Origin of the sequence: Bacillus sp. RC51 (genome assembly GCF_044908115.1) — a bacterium.
In the GTDB taxonomy this organism is placed as follows: Bacteria; Bacillota; Bacilli; order Bacillales; family Bacillaceae_G; genus Bacillus_A; species Bacillus_A mycoides.
The window spans coordinates 436545-455293 of record NZ_JBIYCW010000002.1 but is presented as its reverse complement, the minus strand read 5'-3'; the positions used below and the strand labels follow the sequence as shown (position 1 = coordinate 455293).

The window sequence follows — 18749 nt, the reverse complement described above, 5'->3', positions numbered from 1 at the left end:
GGCTATGATAAATCAGAGCCCCCTACTATCACTGTTTAAATCCACACAATTGTCATAAAGGCTAATATTGTTAATAAACCAATTAACAATCCAGAGTATAAGAAGAAACTCGCCGCTTCATGCCCTTTATGACTCATATGCATGAAATAATATAACTGAAATATAACTTGAATGACTGCTAACAATAATATAAATGGAACCGAAAAAATCGGGCTAAATGTTTTCGGATATGCCACCGCTGCAAATGCAACTAATGTTAAAAAAATCATTAGTGAAAATGTAACAACTTGGTGCTTCATTTCCTCTGCACTTTTTCTCTTCCGATAAACAAGATCCACCTTAGGATTATTCGTTTGCTTAACCGCCATTGTTTATCCCACCATTCCCATCAAATATACTACAGTGAAAATAAACACCCAAACTACGTCAATAAAGTGCCAATAAATTGATGCAACATAAAACTTTGGTGCGTTGTATAAATTCAAGCCTCTCTTCGCGTTTCTAAAGATTAATGTTAAAATCCAACATAATCCAAACAACACGTGGAGCCCGTGTGTACCAACAAGAGCATAAAATGCAGAACCAAACGCACTACTTCTCATAGTATGCTTAAATTCATGCGTATAATGATAAAACTCATATATTTCAAACCCCAAAAATCCTAAGCCAAGCAACACTGTTATAAGTAACCAAAGTTGCATTTTCTTAAAGTTAAAATTTTTCATATGATACATTGCGTATACACTCGTTAAACTACTTGTTAACAAAAGCATCGTCATAATGAAAACGAGTGGCATTTGAAACATCTCTTGAGATGTTGGTCCACCATTTGTAGAGTTCTTTAACGCTAAATATGTGCCAAATAAGGAAGCGAACAACACTGTTTCGCCTCCAAGAAATAACCAAAAACCAACAAACTTATTTTTCCCCTCAAGGGTTGCTTTTTCAGGCTCTGCTGGAAATGTTTCATTCGTTAATTTCTCATCTACATGCATTACGCCTTGCCCCCCTTATCATCTAAATCTTCCTTATGAATATGATATCCATGATCATCAATTACTGAACGAAGGAACATTGTACCAAACGTAATGATTAAACCGATAATCGCTACTAATAACCAAAATTTATCTTTGCCACCCTGCATATACATCGCACCAAAAGCAGCTATAAATAGACCTAGAGAAATAATAAACGGTGAAAATGAAGAATTTGGCATATGGATATCACCGACCGGTTCCGCTGCTGTCATCTCTTTATTACCCTCACGCTTTTCAATCCAAAACGGATCTAATCCACGAACAAATGGTAACTGTTTGAAATTATATTCCGGTGTAGGTGCTGGCATTGTCCACTCTAATGTACGTCCATCCCACGGATCACGACCAGCCTTCTCTTTTGATACCGTTGTTTTTATTACATTGAATAAAAGAACAATCGTTCCAAGAGCCATAAACACTGCTCCAATAGAACTAATCATATTCCCCATTTCCAATCCTTGCCCCTCTAGATATGTGTAGTAACGACGCGGCATACCGATTAGACCTAGGAAATGCTGAATAAAGAACGTTAAATGGAAACCGATAAAGAATAACCAAAATGTTATCTTTCCTAACGTTTCATTTAATACTTTATTAAACATAAGTGGCCAATAATAATGCGCACCTGCAAGTAAACCAAATACAACACCACCAACAATTACATAATGAAAGTGTGCTACTACGAAATAATTATCATGAAACTGATAATCAGCTGGTGCAGAAGCAAGCATAACACCTGTAACTCCACCCATAACGAAGGATGGAATAAAAGCTACCGCCCACATCATTGGTGTTGTAAACCTAATACTTCCACCCCACATTGTAAAGAGCCAGTTAAATATTTTAATACCCGTTGGAACTGCAATCGCCATTGTTGCAACCGAGAAGATAGCATTTGCAACAGGCCCAAGACCAACAGTAAACATATGATGCGCCCATACCATAAATCCTAAAAACCCTATTAATACTGTCGCGAACACCATAGAAGAATAACCGAATAATCGTTTTTTCGAAAATGTGGCGAAGATTTCTGAGAATATTCCGAAAGCTGGGAGTATAAGAATGTATACTTCCGGATGACCGAAGATCCAGAATAAATGCTCCCATATAATCGTGTTCCCACCTAGTGCCGGATTAAAGAAACTTGTGCCAAATAAACGATCTAACATTAAAAGTCCTAATCCTACAGTTAATGGTGGAAATGCAAATAAAATAAGTGAAGATGTTACAAATGTTGTCCATGTAAACATCGGCATGCGCATGTACGTCATCCCTGGCGCGCGCATATTAATAATTGTAACAAGGAAGTTAATACCTCCAATTAATGTACCAATACCTGATATTTGCAAGCCGAGTACATAAAAATCAACACCATGTCCTTTAGAGGCTAAAGCTAAAGATGCATATGATGTCCACCCTGCATCAGGCGCTCCTCCTAAAAACCAACTTAAATTTAAAAATAATCCACCAAAGAAAAATAACCAAAATCCGAGCGAATTCAAAAACGGGAACGCCACATCACGTGCTCCAATTTGAAGTGGTACAGCGGCGTTCATAAATGCAAACACGAGTGGCATAGCTGCGAGGAAAATCATTGTTGTACCGTGCATCGTTAATACTTGATTATAAGCATCCCCAACAAGAAAAGCATTGTTAGGAATCGCTAACTGCAGGCGAATAAATAGTGCTTCTATTCCACCTATTACAAAAAACAATCCACCTGCAATTAAATAGAGAATGGCAATCTTTTTATGGTCTACTGTCGTTAAATAATCCCATATGACAGCACCCATCCCCTGTTTTTTTGCTACAGAACTCACGTTTTCAACCTCCCCTTCGCAAATGATCCCTCTTTATTTTTCAATCTTTAACGTTTGTAAATATGCATTTAATGCATTAATTTGATCATCCGTTAAGTTGCCATATTTACCAGTCATTTTATTACCTGGTTTCATATTTTCAGGATCTTTGAGCCATTTTTTTAAGTTCTCTTCATTATTTTCGGCAATACCAGCAACCATATCGCGATCTGCAAAGTTTGCTAAGTTCGGTGCGATACGAGCAGAAGGTGGTCTACTATCATTTGATCCAACTGCATGACAACCAATACAGCTTTTATTAAATATTTCTTGACCCTCTTGCGCCTTTGTAGAAGCTACTTCTTTTTTTCCATCAATCTTCTTCATGTCAGCAAGCCACTTTTTGTACTCGCTTTCATCCAGAGCTTTCACTTTGAACTGCATTAAAGAATGTGATGGGCCACAAAATTCTGTACAAAAACCATTATAAGTGCCCGATTTATCTGCCTTTAACCACATTTTGTTTACATTATCTGTATTTGTATCCATTTTCCCAGCTAAAGATGGAACCCAAAACGAATGTTTAATATCGGCACCCTTCAAATTCAAATACACTTTCTTACCTGTGGGGATAACTAAATCTTGAGAAGTTACTATTTTTTCTGATTTATAAGAAAATTCCCACCAATAAAGATTCGCTGTTACATCAACAACGATAGTATCTTTATCAATATTCTTTTTCTCCATCGCACTTACATCAGCAAGCTTGAATGTATATGTAACAGTCGGAACAGCCAAGATTAACAAAAGAATAATCGGAATGACTGTCCATATAATTTCTAGTTTGTGATTTCCTTCAACTTGCTCTGGAATATAATCTTCCTCACCCTTTTTTTGTCGGAAACGCACAATTACATATAAGAAAATAATAGTAACTACAAGTACTACTCCTACCATGATTGCACTCGCTAGTAAGAGCAAATCATATTGCATTTTTGCTACTTCCCCTTGCGGAATTAAAGTAGACTGAAAAGCTTTACCGCATCCCCCTAACAGTAAAGCCAGCAGTGAAACGAACGAAAGCAGTCGCCACTGTTTCTTCATACAAACAACCCCCACTTTCTTTGTGAATTAGATTGTACTTTATAGTTAAGTAAAGTAAATCTCAACGTAAAGAAATCCAATCATGTCGTTGTCTTAGAAGAATGTAACTACAATCATTGACACAAATAAGATTGTTAAGTAATTCAAGGAATAAACAAACATTTTTACGGACCATTTGATGTCATCTTGCTTACGGAAGCCATAAAGCCCTAATGCGATCCATCCGATGTTAAGCAATGTTGCAATTACCATGAATGTTATTCCAAGCCCACTCATATAAAATGGTAGTGGTAATAAACATACTGTCCAAATCATAATCTGACGTTTCGTAATATCAAATCCCTGTACAACAGGAAGCATTGGGATTCCTGCATTTCGATATTCATCAACACGCTTCATCGCTAATGCGAGGAAATGTGGGATTTGCCAAATAAACATAATTAAAAATAACATCCAAGCAATTGGATGATTTAAAGACGGATCAATTGCCGCCCATCCAATTAAAGGTGGAACTGCTCCTGATATACTACCTACAACAGTATTTAACGTATATTTTCTCTTCGTCCATAACGTATATAAAACAACATATGTGAAGGCACCAATAAATGAGATTAACACTGCCATCGGTGTAGTAAGTAATAAAAATGCAAAGCCAAGAAGTAAAATTACAAGTCCAAATGCAAGTGCAAAGCCAGGTTTATATTTACCTGTTACCGTTGGACGGTTTTTTGTTCTTTCCATTAATGGATCGATATCTCGGTCAATGTAGTTATTTAAACAACATACCCCTGCCATAATTAATGCAGAACCAACGATTGTGAAAAATAGCTTATCTAGATTGTCCATAACACTCAATCCATTAAAATGTAAAGCCAACCAAAATCCTGTAAATACAGTAAGTGTATTTGAGTTTACAATCCCCATTTTAACGAGCGCTGATAAATCTTGTAACCGAGTTGTTTCCGGTACAATTGAAACAGCTGACTCATCATGCAGCTCACTTGTTGCATGGTTCATCACTTTAACCCCCTCTTAAACCTATCATCTTTCTAAGCATATATTTCATGTGAAATATTCCGCTTCTATATAGCAATATTATTACAGTAGAAATATTGTTAACCCATTCTACTACTAATCTACGCCCATACTCCAATATATTAAATCACATTTCCCGAACATTTTGTGAAGAAAACATGAACTTTTTGTGTCGAACGTTAAAAAACTTTATTCTAATTTATCCTTATCATAACATGATGTTATCTTCTATAATAAACTATTTTGTCATATTTAGCATGTATTCTCCCCATTTCTTTTCAAAATAGCCCGAATTCCTCCTAAAATATGTATTTTAAATCCCATTTTTTTCTTTATAATACGTACGTTGTCCTCGCCCTCCATTTCTTTGCTATTTTATTATTTTTTATATATCATAGGACTGTAGCACGTTTTATTCTATACATAATGGAATGAAAATATTTCGCAATAACTTCATAGCAGAAAGATGGTGAAAGAGATTGCAACGCTTTATTAAATGGTTAGCAGTCATTACAAGTCTCGATTTATTAGTAGTTTTACTAGGAGGCGCTTTAGTTACAAAAACGGGTTCAGGCCAAGGATGCGGCAAATCATGGCCTCTTTGTAACGGTGAATTTGTTCCATCTAATTTATCAATGGAGACTATTATTGAGCTAAGTCACCGCTTAACATCTGGATCAGCAGGAATCCTTGTTACTCTTCTTTGTATCTTGTCCTGGAAATATTATAAACATGTGCGCGAAACAAAGACGTTAGCAATTTTATCCTTCGTATTTTTAGTTGCACAAGCATTAATGGGGGCGGCGGCGGTTGTTTGGGGTCAAATGCCTGCTGTATTAGCTATTCATTTCGGTATTTCCTTAATTTCATTTGCTTCTGTCATCTTGTTAACGTGTCTTATTTTTGAAATTGATCAGAAATTTGATGCACGTTCACTTATTATGGACAAAAAAATGAAATTTCATATTTATGGTGTAACAATTTACAGTTATATCGTTGTCTACACAGGAGCTTTAGTACGTCACGAACGAGCTACCTTAGCCTGTCCAGACTTCCCTTTATGTAGCAAAAATAGACCTATGCCAACTCAACTACATGAGTGGGTTCAAATGGGGCATAGAGTTGCAGCGATGTTAATTTTCGCTTGGATACTATATGCGATGATTATCGCTATTCGCCATTACAAGCAGCAGCGTGTAGTATACTGGGGATGGATTATTTCATTTATCCTTGTTACACTTCAAGCTATAGTAGGGATTTTGGTCGTATTTACAAATGCTAGTTTAGCAATGGCATTATTACATTCGCTCTTCATTTCTTGCCTGTTTGCTGTACTATGCTATTTAGTTATGATAGGTACAAGAAGTACAGTCAATGCAAAAGAAACTGAATCAACTTCTAAGCAAACAAAATAAAGTAAAACTATAATACCTTGCCAATTCGGCAAGGTATTATTTACACACAAAAAAGAGCTGCTTTCGCACAGCTCTTTTTCTTTATTTTAATGATCTAATTCAATGAGTAAATCTCCCGTTTGAATTGCATCCCCATCATTTACATATACTTTTTTCACTTTACCACTAAATGGCGCTTGAACCGTCGTTTCCATTTTCATAGCTTCTGTAATTGCCATGGAATCACCTTTTTTCACTTCATCGCCTTCTTTTACAACTACTTTAATAACAGTTCCCGGCATCGTTGCGCTAATATGATTTGGATTTTCACGATTCCCCTTCACACGCTGTGCAACAGTTGATTTCACGCTTTCATCTTTCACTACGATTTCACGCGGTTGTCCATTAAACTCCAGGTAAAGCACACGATTTCCATCTGGCTGTGGCTCCCCAATGGAAACTAGTTTAACCATCAATGTTTTACCTTGCTCGATTTCCACATCAATTTCTTCACCAAGTCTCATACCATAGAAGAATGTCGGTGTATCAAGCACAGATACATTTCCATAAATCCCGGCAACTTTTTCGTAGTCCATAAATACTTTTGGATACAATGCATATGCGACTACATCAAAAATTGTTACTTCGCGTCCAAGTTTGTGGAATAACTCTTCTTTTAAAGCATCGAAATCTACTGGTTCTAATAATTCACCCGGTCTTACTGTTAATGGCTCTTTCCCTTTTAAAATAATTTTTTGTAATTCTTTCGGGAAACCACCATATGGTTGTCCTAAATCTCCAGAGAACATTTCAACAACAGATCCTGGGAAGTCCATAGCATGTCCACGTTCTAAAATATCTTGTTCTGTTAGGTGATTTTGAACCATAAATAATGCCATATCACCGACAACTTTAGATGATGGTGTTACTTTTACAATATCGCCAAACATATCATTAACACGGCGATACATCACTTTAACTTCATCAAAGCGATCTCCTAAGCCAACTGCTTTTGCTTGTTGTTGAAGATTACTATACTGTCCACCCGGCATTTCATGCATATATACCTCTGTGTGAGGAGCATTCATACCACTTTCAAATGGAGCATAGTATTTACGTACATCTTCCCAATAATGAGATAGTTTTTCTAATGAGTCTATATTAACATCTGGCTGTCTTTCCTTTCCACCCAACGCATAGTATAGTGTATTCGCACTTGGTTGTGACGTTTGACCAGCCATTGAACTCACCGCTACATCGACAATATCAACACCTGCTTCAATTGCCTTTGTATACGTTAAAATACCATTTCCGCTCGTATCGTGTGTATGCAGGTGAATTGGAATCGACACCGTCTCTTTTAATGCTGAAACTAAATCATATGCTGCGTTTGGCTTTAGTAAGCCCGCCATATCTTTAATTCCTAAAATGTGAGCTCCTGATGCTTCCAACTCTTTTGCTAAGTTTTTATAATAATTTAAATCGTATTTACTACGTAACGGGTCATGAATATCTCCTGTGTAACACATTGTCGCTTCTGCAATTTTACCAGTATCTCGTACAGCATCAATTGCAACTCTCATGCCTTCTACCCAGTTTAAGCTATCAAAAATACGGAACACATCAATTCCAGCTTGAGCAGAACATTCCACAAATTTTTGAATTAAATTATCTGGATAGTTTTTGTAACCTACTGCGTTTGAAGAGCGAAGTAACATTTGGAATAAAACGTTTGGCATTTTTTCACGAAGATCTAGTAATCGTTCCCATGGATCTTCTTTCAAGAAACGATATGCAACATCAAACGTTGCACCGCCCCACATTTCCGCTGAGAATAAGTTTGGTAACATTCTCGCTGTCGGCTCTGCAATGTGATGTAAATCTTTTGTACGAACACGAGTTGCAAGTAATGACTGATGTGCATCACGGAATGTTGTATCAGTTAAAAGTACACGCTTTTGATCTTGTACCCACTTTACTAATCCATCCGCTCCACGCTCATCCAAAATTTGTTTCGTTCCATTTTGCATTGGCTCTGAGTGTATCACATTTGGTATACGAGCATCTGGGAAAATTGGTTTCTCTTTTTTCCCTACTCCTGGGAAGCCATTTACTGTTACTGTACCAATATAATTTAACATTTTTGTTCCGCGGTCTTTACGTTTCGGGAACAAGAATAGTTCAGGTGACGCGTCAATAAATGAAGTATCATACTCTCCCGATAAGAAGTTTCTATGTTTTACTACATTCTCTAAGAATGGAATATTTGTTTTAATACCACGAATACGGAATTCTTTTAAGTTACGTTCCATTTTTGCAGCGGCTTGTTCAAAAGTAAGTGCCCAAGTAGTAACTTTTACAAGTAAAGAATCGTAGTACGGTGTAATAACTGCACCTTGGAAACTATTACCTGTATCAAGACGAACACCAAAACCACCGCCTGATCGGTACGCCATAATTTTCCCTGTATCCGGCATGAAATTATTTAGTGGGTCTTCAGTCGTTACACGAGATTGGATTGCAAATCCATGCACAACCACTTCCTCTTGCTTAGGAACACCTACCATTTTGCTATGTAATGCATGTCCATCAGCTATTAAAATTTGCGATTGAACGATATCCACTCCTGTAATCATCTCTGTAATCGTATGTTCAACTTGAACACGTGGGTTTACTTCAATGAAGTAAAACTCATCACCTTTTACAAGGAATTCTACCGTTCCAGCATTTAAATAATTTACATTTTTCGTTAACTTTACTGCAGCATCACAAATACGCTGACGCAAATCATCTGAAAGCGACACGCTCGGTGCAATTTCAACTACTTTTTGATGGCGTCGTTGTACAGAGCAATCACGCTCATACAAATGAACAACATTACCTTCTTCATCTGCTAAAATTTGTACTTCTATATGTTTAGGTTTTTCAACGAATTTTTCAACGTACACTTCATCATTACCAAAGGCTGCTTTTGCTTCTGATTTCGCGCGATTATACGATTCTCTTAATTCTTCACTAGCACGTACAATACGCATACCGCGACCGCCGCCACCAAGGGATGCTTTAATAATAATCGGGTAATCATACTTTTCAGCAAACTCTTCAACTTCTTCTATTGAATTTACTGGACCATCACTACCAGGAATAATTGGAATTTGTGCTAGCTGCGCTTGTGTTCTTGCTTTAACTTTATCTCCAAACATGTCTAAATGCTTACTTTTTGGACCGATAAAGATAATCTCTTCTTCTTCACAACGTTTTGCAAATTGAATATTCTCTGACAAGAAACCATATCCAGGGTGGATTGCATCTACATGATTACTTTTCGCAATCTCAATAATGCCTTCAATATCTAGATAAGCATCAATTGGCTTTTTCCCTTCCCCAACTAAATAGGACTCATCGGCTTTATAGCGATGATAAGAACCGCTATCCTCTTTAGAATAGATCGCAACTGTGTTTAGTCCAAGTTCTGAACATGCTCGGAACACACGAATTGCTATCTCTCCACGGTTAGCTACCAATACTTTTTGAATACGTTGCAGCTTTGTCATGATTTTCCCCCTCTATTTTCCTACCACTCTAGAGATAAAATACATACACACTCTACAGAGCGTGAAGTTCTTCACTTTCTACATTATATTATACTTAGAAAGCTTCACTTTATTTTTATCCATCATACCTTATTTTTCAACAAATGATAAGTTTTCTGTTCAATTTGTTTCACAAAAATAGTATAGCATACCTCTTCCTTTTCTAACAACAATATTGTATATCACATTTACTTAAATGTAATATACTTTTTGTTTCAAGAGAATTAATATTGTATCACATTTAAAACCTAAAAAAATAAAAAACACATTGAACTCTAGAGCTCAATGCGTTTTTTATTTTACAACAACAAGATGCGGTCCACCTTGTTCTATTTCATTAGTCAATTCGTTTTGTTGTTTCTCTTGTCGTTTTACATAACTAGCAATATTTAACAGTATACCCATTGCAAGTAAATTAGCCAATAAAGAACTACCACCATAACTTACAAACGGTAATGGTACCCCTGTAAGCGGTATTAACCCAGACATACCACCAACATTTATAAAAGTTTGAACTCCAAACAAACTTGCAATTCCAATTGCTATTAAACTTCCAAACGGATCTTTGCACTTTTGTGCAATCCTAAATGCTCGAACAATAATAAGTAACAAACAGATTAAAATGACAGCTACACCTATAAAACCAAGCTCCTCAGATATAATTGCCATAATAAAATCTGTTTGCGGCTCTGGTAAGTATCCATATTTTTGGACACTGTTCCCTAACCCTCGACCATTTAACCCTCCTGAAGCAATTCCAATAAAAGAATTTATTAATTGGAACCCATCATTTTGAGGATCGTTAAATGGATCAAGAAAAACTGAAAACCGTGCCTTTTGGTATGGATTTAATGCATAATTACCGAGAATATATAGTGCCGGAACCCATACTATAGAAGTTAAAACAATTCGTTTAATCCATAAATTAATCCGCACTCCCGAACAAAGAAACATAATTCCTACTGTTCCTGCAATTAACAAATCGGTACCTAAATCATTTTGCTTTAAAATTAAAACCATGATTAAACCAACACCAAAAAGTACCGGTCCCGATCCTTTCAAAACAGGCGTATTCGTTTCTTGCCTTTTCGCAAAAAAATGAGCCAATACGAGGATAACAGTTATCTTCACAAATTCTGCAGGCTGTATTCCAAATATCCATCCATTTGCGCCGTTTACTGTCTTAGTGAAAAATGCAGCTGCCGCTAATAATGCAATGCTAATACCATAACTCCCTAATAAAAAAATTCGTTTCCTCCACACTTTATATGGGATAGTAGCGATAATTATTAATATGATTGTCCCAGCAGCCAAAGTCATTAATTGTCTTTTAAAAAAGAAATTTGCTGGTTTATCAAACCTCGAAATCGCAACAATGGAACTAGAACTATATACCATTATAACTCCCAGCACACATAAGATAACAAGAGGAAGTAATAAGGAATAATCCATCGATTTCCATACTTTTTTCATTTCATTTCCTCTTTCTGTTTCAATTTAATTATTGTTGTATTCCATATGTATATAGGTTCTTCCTTCTTTATTATACAAATAAAAAGCCCAAACTATTTCAGTTTGAGCCCCCTTATTTGAACCCGTTATTGTTGTTTGTTTGTAAATGCTTCATGAAGCGCAGACAACTCACGTTCGAGCTCTCCTAACATTGCTTTCCCTTGTTCTTCTCCAATAAGACCAAGGCGAACCGCAAAATCGACCTCGCGGGATAGTCCAAACATTTGTGTGTCTAAAACTTCTTCATATAATGGACATTGCGGCATTGTAAGATTGTCCATTTGTACCTTAATAAGTCTTAAAATCTTCTCTGCATCCGCTTGTAGAAGGGCTAGTGCCTTTTCCTGATGATTTGATACTGTCTCAGACGCCAAATTGATTCCCTCCGTTTCCGTCCTACTCTCTCATATCTATTAATATTAGCGATAGTTTTAATAAATTGCAATAGAAACATTTTTTGTGACAACAGTGCCTAATACTATTATACTGAAAAGTGGGAGTATAACACAAATGGGGGAACAACAATGAGCGAAATTTTATTTATTAATGGAAAAGTTCGTTTTCCAATCACTATCGATCCAACTGTATGGATTTTCGATGATCGAAAAATAGATTTGACAACTTACTTTGATGAAACTAGAGAAGACTCATCCGAATTAGAAACATACTTAAAGCATACTTCAGAGCATTGGGATCGCGAAATCCGTGATGGTGCTGCCTTCCCGCCAATACAACAAAGTGTAAAGAAATATAAAAAAGAACAGCTTATTAACGGGACATTTGGCATACCACTTCATCCATTTCTAAAAAATGCTGAAATTTTAGAAGATGCTACTCAAGTCGAAATTGAAACAACAGACAATACAATTACACTTCCGTTAGAAACAGCCCATAAAGCTATTCTCGGTTTTTCAAAAGAAGGTAAACCATTACGAGAAGACGGGCCTGTTCATCTATATTTCCATGATGGATCTAATAGACAAAATCCGATTCGTAACATCCGTAAATTTACAATCATTTAAATTGTATAATTAAAAGGCAAAAAAGGAGTGAGCTTAAGCTCACTCCTTTTTATAATAAATCCGCTGCTAGTTGTGCTAAATTAGAACGCTCTCCTTTAACAAACTTTACATGACCACTAATACGTTGTTCTTTAAACTTCTCTACGACATATGTTAAACCGTTATTATATTCATCTAAATACGGATGATCAATTTGCTGAGGATCCCCCATTAATACAATCTTACTTTTTTCGCCTACCCTTGTTAATATCGTCTTCACTTCATGCTTCGTTAAATTTTGTGCCTCGTCAATTATAATGAACTGGTCTGGAATACTTCTCCCGCGTATATAGGTAAGCGCTTCTACTTCAATCGAACCCATCCCAGCTAAAATAGCATCTAGCTCCCCAGGCTTTTTCGTGTTGAATAAATACTCTAGATTATCAAAAATCGGCTGCATCCACGGTCTTAATTTTTCCTCTTTCTCTCCTGGTAAATAACCTATATCTTTTCCTACCGGTACAATTGGTCTCGCGACAAGTAGTTTTTTATATAAACCTAAATCTTCCGTTTGCATTAGTCCCGAAGCTAATGCAAGTAACGTTTTTCCTGTACCGGCTTTTCCGGTTAACGTTACAAGTGGAATATCTTCCCGAAGTAGCAATTCTAATCCCATAATTTGCTGCACGTTTCGTGGGCGTATCCCCCACACTTGTTCATTGTGAAAAATAAGTTTTTTTACCTTCTTACCTAAATGATCCACAATCCCAAGTGCAGAACTAGAACCCCCTAGTGCATCTTTCATTACAACAAACTGATTTGGATAAAAAGGATGATTTGCGATTTCAGATAAAGGTAGTTCACCTTTTTCATAAAAATAATCTAACTGTTCTTTTGATATATACCCTTCTAAAAATCCTGAATATATATTTTCCACTTCGATTACTCGGTCACTTAAATAATCTTCGGCCTGCAATCCGATTGCATCAGCTTTTACCCTTACGAGTACATCTTTACTTACTAAAATAACTGATTTCCCGTCCTCTTTTTCTTGTTCTTCTAAAGAGAGGTTTTTCGCTACCGCTAAAATTCGATTATCATTTGTTTTTTCTACAAAAATATCTTGCAGTTGAACAAATGAGCGATGATTTAATTCAATACGAAATGTACCGCCGTTTTCTAACGGAATACTTTCATGCAGCTTTCCTATTTCGCGAAATTTGTCGATTAACTTAGATACATAGCGAGCATTTCGTCCTACTTCATCCATATAACGTTTTTTCGAATCAACCTCTTCTAATACAACTGCTGGAATCACTACTTCATTTGTTGCAAATGAAAAAATAGATAAAGGATCCTGCAAAAGTACATTCGTATCTAACACATAAATTTTATCCAACCTGTTACCCCCTGACTCCACTTTTAAATTTGTAGAACAAGGGTTTCATCCATAAAATATGGACGAACCATTGTTATAATTATATGTACCGTAAAAACGAGGTAGAATCGAAATTCATAGAAATTAAACCTTTTCTTTATTTTTTATTCATTTCTATTCAATATATTACTTTTTATTATAATTTTTCACATTAAATCACAATACTCACTTGTAAAAGTTTATGAACGATGTTCCTATTCATCTTCTTTATAATTCTTTCATTCCTACTAATACTTGGTTATCAAGCTTTTTAGCAGCTCGAAGATCATATGTTTTTTCATATGTTGGTTCAGTAGCAAGTTTCGCACCATAAAACATAACATCACGAACTTCTTGTACATTCACTTCTACTACCGTTAATTTTAGAGGAATCCCTTCCATTCTATCTGTTAAAATTTCACTTTCACCACTTATGGAAAATACGGATTCATTCGCCATTATAGTCAATACAACCCCTGCACTATGCCGTATATTCCCCACAATACGTGAGCGTTGATCTACCGCAAATCGAATACTAGTTTCACTCACTGCATATACCCAAGAAATAGCACTTACGTTAGGAATTTGTTTTTCGAAATCTGTTGTTGCTATCATAACGATACACTCTTTACGCAAAGATTGTACTAAATCACCTGTCAATGTAGGCTCAACTACATTCGCCATATTTCCACCTCCAAATATTATTTATATATCCTTATCATAACCTATTTTTCGAATTGCGAAAATATTATTTTTTCCCGCTATTATTCAAAAACATTATACTTCCATGATATACTTATACTGATAGAATTCGTATTGAGGTGACGAAATGAGAGTCAAATGTATGATTTGTGATAAAAAAGATATGTTAGATGACGAAAATCCTATGGCAAAAAAACTGCGTAATCGCCCTATTCATACATATATGTGCATGGAATGTACGGAACGAATTGCAGAGCGTACTACGGAACGCCATGCGAGTGGTAATTTCCGATTATATCGTGATAAAAAAGTAGAAGACGATTGGTAAACCGGAAATAAGTCCTTAATCATATAGATAAGGACTTATTTGTATTTTTCTGGTTCACGATTCATCTGATCCAAAAAACAATCAATGGCTTCTACCGGAAATCTTGCACACCTTATTTCTCCATCAATTTCATATGTAATCAAATACATTTCCTCGTTCTTTTCAACTTCTACATTTCGTAATTTATGCTCTTCATATATCATATTTTGAAATAATACATACGTTTCTTGTGCAGCTCTATCATCTGGACGTGCTTCCGCAACCGTTTTAATTGTTAACCAATTATATAATGCATCTTGTACTGAGCGCATGAAAACCCCTCCTTTTTTCACCCTGTTTTTTGTTGTTTAGCTTGACGTAAACGCAGTCTATAAATTCCAAGTACAATTGCCGCTACAACGAGTCCCTCTCCAACGGGTAAAAAAACTGCAAAAAAAGTTAATACCGTGCATCCAATTGCTAAAGAAATATATATCACTATATTTTTTAGTACCGATAGCTTCCTTGCAAATCCTAAATTATATACAAGTGCACTTAATAAAATTATTGTTCCATAAAGCAACCACATCCCTAACTCTGGATTTTCATCAACTTTACAAAGTTTCGCGAAAAATGACATTCTTTCTAACACTATCTTTCACCCCTTCTCATGAAACAAATTCTCTTTATGTACTTAATACAAGAGTAACTCGCAAAAAAAATACTGTCCACAAAAAAGAGTAAATATTCTAAAAAAATAAACAAAAAAACAAAAAAACAAAAAAACAGCTACCTTTATAAAAGGTAGCTGTTTTATTATTTTATGCTTCAACAGATTTCTTTTTCTTAGCAGCTCTTTCGCGCTCACTCTTATCAAGAATCTTTTTACGTAGACGAATTGATTCTGGAGTTACTTCACAGAACTCATCATCGTTTAAGTACTCTAATGACTCTTCTAAAGTCATTAAGCGTGGTTTTTTCATTGATGAAGTTTGATCTTTCGTCGCAGAACGAATGTTAGTTTGTTGTTTCATTTTTACAACGTTAACTGTTAAATCATTCTCACGTGTATGTTCTCCAACGATCATACCAGCATATACTTCTGTACCTGGTTCAACGAAGATTACACCGCGATCTTCAACTTGCATAATACCATATTGTGATGCTTTTCCTGTGTCAAGTGAAACTAGAACACCTTGGCGACGTCCACCCACTTGTCCAGCATGTACTGGTTGGTAGCAATCAAATGTATGGTTTAAAATACCGTAACCACGAGTTAATGTTAGGAATTCTGTTGTGTAACCAATTAAACCACGTGCCGGAACCATGAAAGTAAGGCGAACTTGACCATTTCCGTTATTCACCATATCTAACATTTCACCTTTACGTGCGCCCATTGATTCCATAATAGAACCAGTGTATTCTTCAGGCACATCGATTTGTACGCGCTCTACAGGCTCGCTTCTTACGCCATCAACATCTTTAATAATTACTTCTGGCTTAGATACTTGTAGTTCATAACCTTCACGACGCATGTTTTCAATTAAGATAGATAAATGTAACTCTCCGCGTCCAGATACGATCCATGCATCAGGAGAATCTGTATTATCTACACGTAAACTTACATCTGTCTCTAATTGTGAACGAAGACGCTCTTCAATTTTACGAGAAGTAATGAATTTACCTTCACGACCTGCAAACGGGCTATTATTTACAAGGAATGTCATTTGTAGTGTTGGCTCATCAATACGTAATAATGGTAAAGCCTCTTCATGCTCAACCGGACATACCGTTTCACCTACGTTAATGTCTTCCATACCTGAAACAGCTACTAAATCTCCAGCTTTTGCTTCTTCAATTTCTTGACGTTTTAATCCAATGTAACCAAATAATTTAGTTACACGGAATTGTTTTACACTTCCGTCAACTTTCATTAATGCAACTTGTTGTCCTACTTTCATTGTACCACGGAATATGCGTCCAACTCCGATACGACCAACATAGTCATTGTAATCAAGAAGTGCTACTTGGAATTGAAGTGGCTCTTCGCTGTTATCAATTGGTGCTGGAATATGTTCAATAATTGTGTCAAACAATGATTTCATATTCTCTTCTTGATTTGCTGGATTTGAATCTAAGCTTGCTGTTCCGTTCATTGCTGATGCAAATACAACTGGGAACTCTAATTGATCTTCGTTTGCACCAAGTTCGATGAATAAGTCGACTACTTCATCAACTACTTCATCAGGGCGAGCGAAGTCACGGTCAATTTTGTTTACAACAACGATTGGAGTTAAGTTTTGCTCAAGAGCTTTCTTTAAAACAAATCGTGTTTGTGGCATACAACCTTCATATGCATCAACAACAAGTAGAACACCATCAACCATTTTCATGATACGTTCTACTTCTCCACCGAAGTCAGCGTGACCAGGTGTATCTAAAATGTTAATTCTTTTATCTTCATAGTGAATCGCAGTATTCTTCGCTAAAATTGTAATACCACGTTCTCTTTCTAGATCATTTGAGTCCATTGCGCGTTCTTCAATATGTTCATTCGCACGGAACGTCCCCGCTTGACGTAATAACTGGTCAACAAGTGTTGTTTTACCATGGTCAACGTGGGCAATAATTGCTATATTTCGTAAATCTTGTCGTTTTTTCAACATGTCCAACTCCTAATGTCTTTTTAATCCTTCTCTATTATAAGAGCGAAGGGGATACAATGGCAATCAAAATAAAATCAAGAATGAAAATATAGTTGTATTCTTACTTTTGTGAAAGTAAAATAAGATTGGAGGGTGAAGAAATGGAACACATTCAATATCGCTTTTTATTAACAGCAATTATCGGTGTTATCTTCTTAATTGGTATCGGAATTATGGTTGCTGAAAATAGTCCCATCGGCATTATTATTTGCATTATCGGCACATTTGTTACAGTTGGATACGGTTTTGTAACAAAAAGAAAAATGCGTAAATCGCAATAACATTAAAAAGTAAGAAGCTTCTTTATGCCTCTTACTTTTTTTCATTATTGCGATACAAATGGTAATAATTCTTCGTATACTCCTGGTTTTGCAACTAACACACTGCTTTTCTCTACAATAGAAAGAGGCGTTCCCAAGAACGTTGTCACTTTACCGCCAACTTCTTCTACAATAATCTGTCCCCCGCCAAAGTCCCATGGTGATAAGCGCGGTGTCACATATGCATCTAATCTTCCGGTTGCAACATATACCATTTCTAACGCTGCACAACCATATGACCTCGTACCTCTCGCCTTCTTAACGAGCATCATCATTTTTTCCATATTAAGCAATGGATTATCAGTAAGCCATATCGCATTCAAAGCTATAACTCCATGCTCTACCGTTCCTTTTTCCAACATGGGAATAGCTAAATCATTGCAAAAAGCCCCTTCTCCCTTTACCGCATGATATAGTTCGTCATGAACTGGATCATAAATAAGACCAATCTTTCCGATACCGTTCTCATAAATCCCGATTGAGATTGCGAAATTTCTTTTTTGATGAACAAAGTTCATCGTGCCGTCAATTGGATCAATTAACCAAACAACCCCATTAGAAGAGGTAATCTCATCTCCGTAGCCTTCTTCTCCTAAAATATTATGATGTGGGAATGTTTCTTTAATTTTCCCAATTAAAAACTGCTCCGTTTCTCGATCCATATTTGTTACTAGATCAGCTGCATTTGACTTTGTTTCTATAATAAGTGTTTTTTTCAGTGACGCCATTAAATGTTCTCCAGCTTCTCGAATCCACTGTTTCGCGTGTGTATCGATGTCTTTCCATACTTCTTGCATGTTTAAACACTCCGATCTATACTGTT

Annotated in this window: 18 protein-coding genes; 4 read left to right on the top strand and 14 right to left on the bottom strand. The window is 36.1% G+C overall.

The features are described 5' to 3' along the window. Positions 1-35 precede the first annotated feature (35 nt). The 5 genes from ctaF to cyoE all read right to left on the bottom strand — a co-directional run bounded on the left by ctaF (position 36) and on the right by cyoE (position 4957). Complete coding sequence (ctaF, locus tag ABH959_RS07195) at positions 36-368, bottom strand: cytochrome c oxidase subunit IVB (protein WP_002014776.1); 333 nt, start codon at positions 366-368, stop codon at positions 36-38. A gap of 3 nt (positions 369-371) precedes the next feature. Then, complete coding sequence (gene ctaE / locus ABH959_RS07190) at positions 372-995, bottom strand: cytochrome c oxidase subunit III (RefSeq protein ID WP_002121963.1); 624 nt, start codon at positions 993-995, stop codon at positions 372-374. Beyond that, a complete protein-coding gene (gene ctaD, locus ABH959_RS07185) occupies positions 995-2830 on the bottom strand; it encodes a cytochrome c oxidase subunit I (RefSeq protein ID WP_181777920.1) in 1836 nt (611 codons plus the stop codon). The genes ctaE and ctaD overlap by 1 nt, the downstream gene beginning before the upstream one ends. 60 nt (positions 2831-2890) lie before the next feature. Further along, entirely contained in the window at positions 2891-3940 is a 1050-nt protein-coding gene (gene coxB / locus ABH959_RS07180) for a cytochrome c oxidase subunit II (RefSeq protein ID WP_002088304.1), read from the bottom strand. Between the two features lie 93 nt (positions 3941-4033). Continuing rightward, on the bottom strand, positions 4034-4957 hold the full coding sequence (gene cyoE, locus ABH959_RS07175) for a heme o synthase (RefSeq protein ID WP_002066903.1): 924 nt from the start codon (positions 4955-4957) through the stop codon (positions 4034-4036). 497 nt (positions 4958-5454) lie between these two features. Between cyoE and ctaA the strand changes: the two genes are divergently transcribed. Beyond that, a complete protein-coding gene (ctaA, locus tag ABH959_RS07170; protein WP_002014781.1) occupies positions 5455-6390 on the top strand; it encodes a heme A synthase in 936 nt (311 codons plus the stop codon). Between the two features lie 86 nt (positions 6391-6476). Here the strand turns inward: ctaA and pyc are convergent, their stop codons facing one another. From pyc to ABH959_RS07155, 3 genes are all read right to left on the bottom strand, one after another. Beyond that, positions 6477-9923: a pyruvate carboxylase gene (gene pyc / locus ABH959_RS07165; protein ID WP_404492406.1), complete on the bottom strand. Its 3447-nt coding sequence runs from the start codon at positions 9921-9923 to the stop codon at positions 6477-6479. A 333-nt stretch (positions 9924-10256) separates the two neighbouring features. Further along, a complete protein-coding gene (locus ABH959_RS07160) occupies positions 10257-11435 on the bottom strand; it encodes an FtsW/RodA/SpoVE family cell cycle protein (protein ID WP_113937187.1) in 1179 nt (392 codons plus the stop codon). Between the two features lie 125 nt (positions 11436-11560). After that, positions 11561-11848 carry an Fpa/YlaN family protein gene (locus ABH959_RS07155; RefSeq protein WP_002088314.1) on the bottom strand — a complete coding sequence of 96 codons (288 nt, stop codon included), beginning with the start codon at positions 11846-11848 and terminating at the stop codon, positions 11561-11563. 150 nt (positions 11849-11998) lie between these two features. Here ABH959_RS07155 and ABH959_RS07150 point away from each other — a divergent pair, with 150 nt between their 5' ends. Continuing rightward, a complete protein-coding gene (locus ABH959_RS07150; protein WP_113937186.1) occupies positions 11999-12496 on the top strand; it encodes a peptidyl-prolyl cis-trans isomerase in 498 nt (165 codons plus the stop codon). Between the two features lie 49 nt (positions 12497-12545). Here the strand turns inward: ABH959_RS07150 and ABH959_RS07145 are convergent, their stop codons facing one another. Together ABH959_RS07145 and ABH959_RS07140 are read right to left on the bottom strand one after the other, a co-directional pair. After that, the gene (locus ABH959_RS07145) at positions 12546-13874 is read right to left on the bottom strand and encodes a PhoH family protein (RefSeq protein ID WP_002088317.1); all 1329 of its coding nucleotides are present in this window, start codon (positions 13872-13874) and stop codon (positions 12546-12548) included. Between the two features lie 246 nt (positions 13875-14120). After that, on the bottom strand, positions 14121-14576 hold the full coding sequence (locus ABH959_RS07140) for a PNPOx family protein (RefSeq protein WP_002014791.1): 456 nt from the start codon (positions 14574-14576) through the stop codon (positions 14121-14123). A gap of 145 nt (positions 14577-14721) precedes the next feature. On the opposite strand from ABH959_RS07140, the gene ABH959_RS07135 reads away from it, so the two are divergent. Beyond that, a complete protein-coding gene (locus tag ABH959_RS07135) occupies positions 14722-14922 on the top strand; it encodes a YlaI family protein (RefSeq protein WP_002088318.1) in 201 nt (66 codons plus the stop codon). A gap of 35 nt (positions 14923-14957) precedes the next feature. On the opposite strand, the gene ABH959_RS07130 is transcribed toward ABH959_RS07135, so the two are convergent. The 3 genes from ABH959_RS07130 to typA all read right to left on the bottom strand — a co-directional run bounded on the left by ABH959_RS07130 (position 14958) and on the right by typA (position 17567). Next, positions 14958-15233, bottom strand: a complete 276-nt coding sequence (locus ABH959_RS07130) for a hypothetical protein (protein WP_002014793.1) — start codon at positions 15231-15233, stop codon at positions 14958-14960. A gap of 17 nt (positions 15234-15250) precedes the next feature. Further along, positions 15251-15553 carry a YlaH-like family protein gene (locus tag ABH959_RS07125; protein ID WP_002014795.1) on the bottom strand — a complete coding sequence of 101 codons (303 nt, stop codon included), beginning with the start codon at positions 15551-15553 and terminating at the stop codon, positions 15251-15253. A gap of 169 nt (positions 15554-15722) precedes the next feature. Continuing rightward, positions 15723-17567, bottom strand: coding sequence for a translational GTPase TypA (gene typA / locus ABH959_RS07120; protein WP_002066916.1), 1845 nt, complete (start codon positions 17565-17567; stop codon positions 15723-15725). Between the two features lie 140 nt (positions 17568-17707). Between typA and ABH959_RS07115 the strand changes: the two genes are divergently transcribed. Continuing rightward, positions 17708-17887: a DUF5325 family protein gene (locus tag ABH959_RS07115; protein ID WP_000400129.1), complete on the top strand. Its 180-nt coding sequence runs from the start codon at positions 17708-17710 to the stop codon at positions 17885-17887. 44 nt (positions 17888-17931) lie between these two features. Here ABH959_RS07115 and ABH959_RS07110 read toward each other — a convergent pair whose 3' ends face one another. Further along, on the bottom strand, positions 17932-18723 hold the full coding sequence (locus tag ABH959_RS07110) for an inositol monophosphatase family protein (protein ID WP_002138115.1): 792 nt from the start codon (positions 18721-18723) through the stop codon (positions 17932-17934). Positions 18724-18749 lie beyond the last annotated feature (26 nt).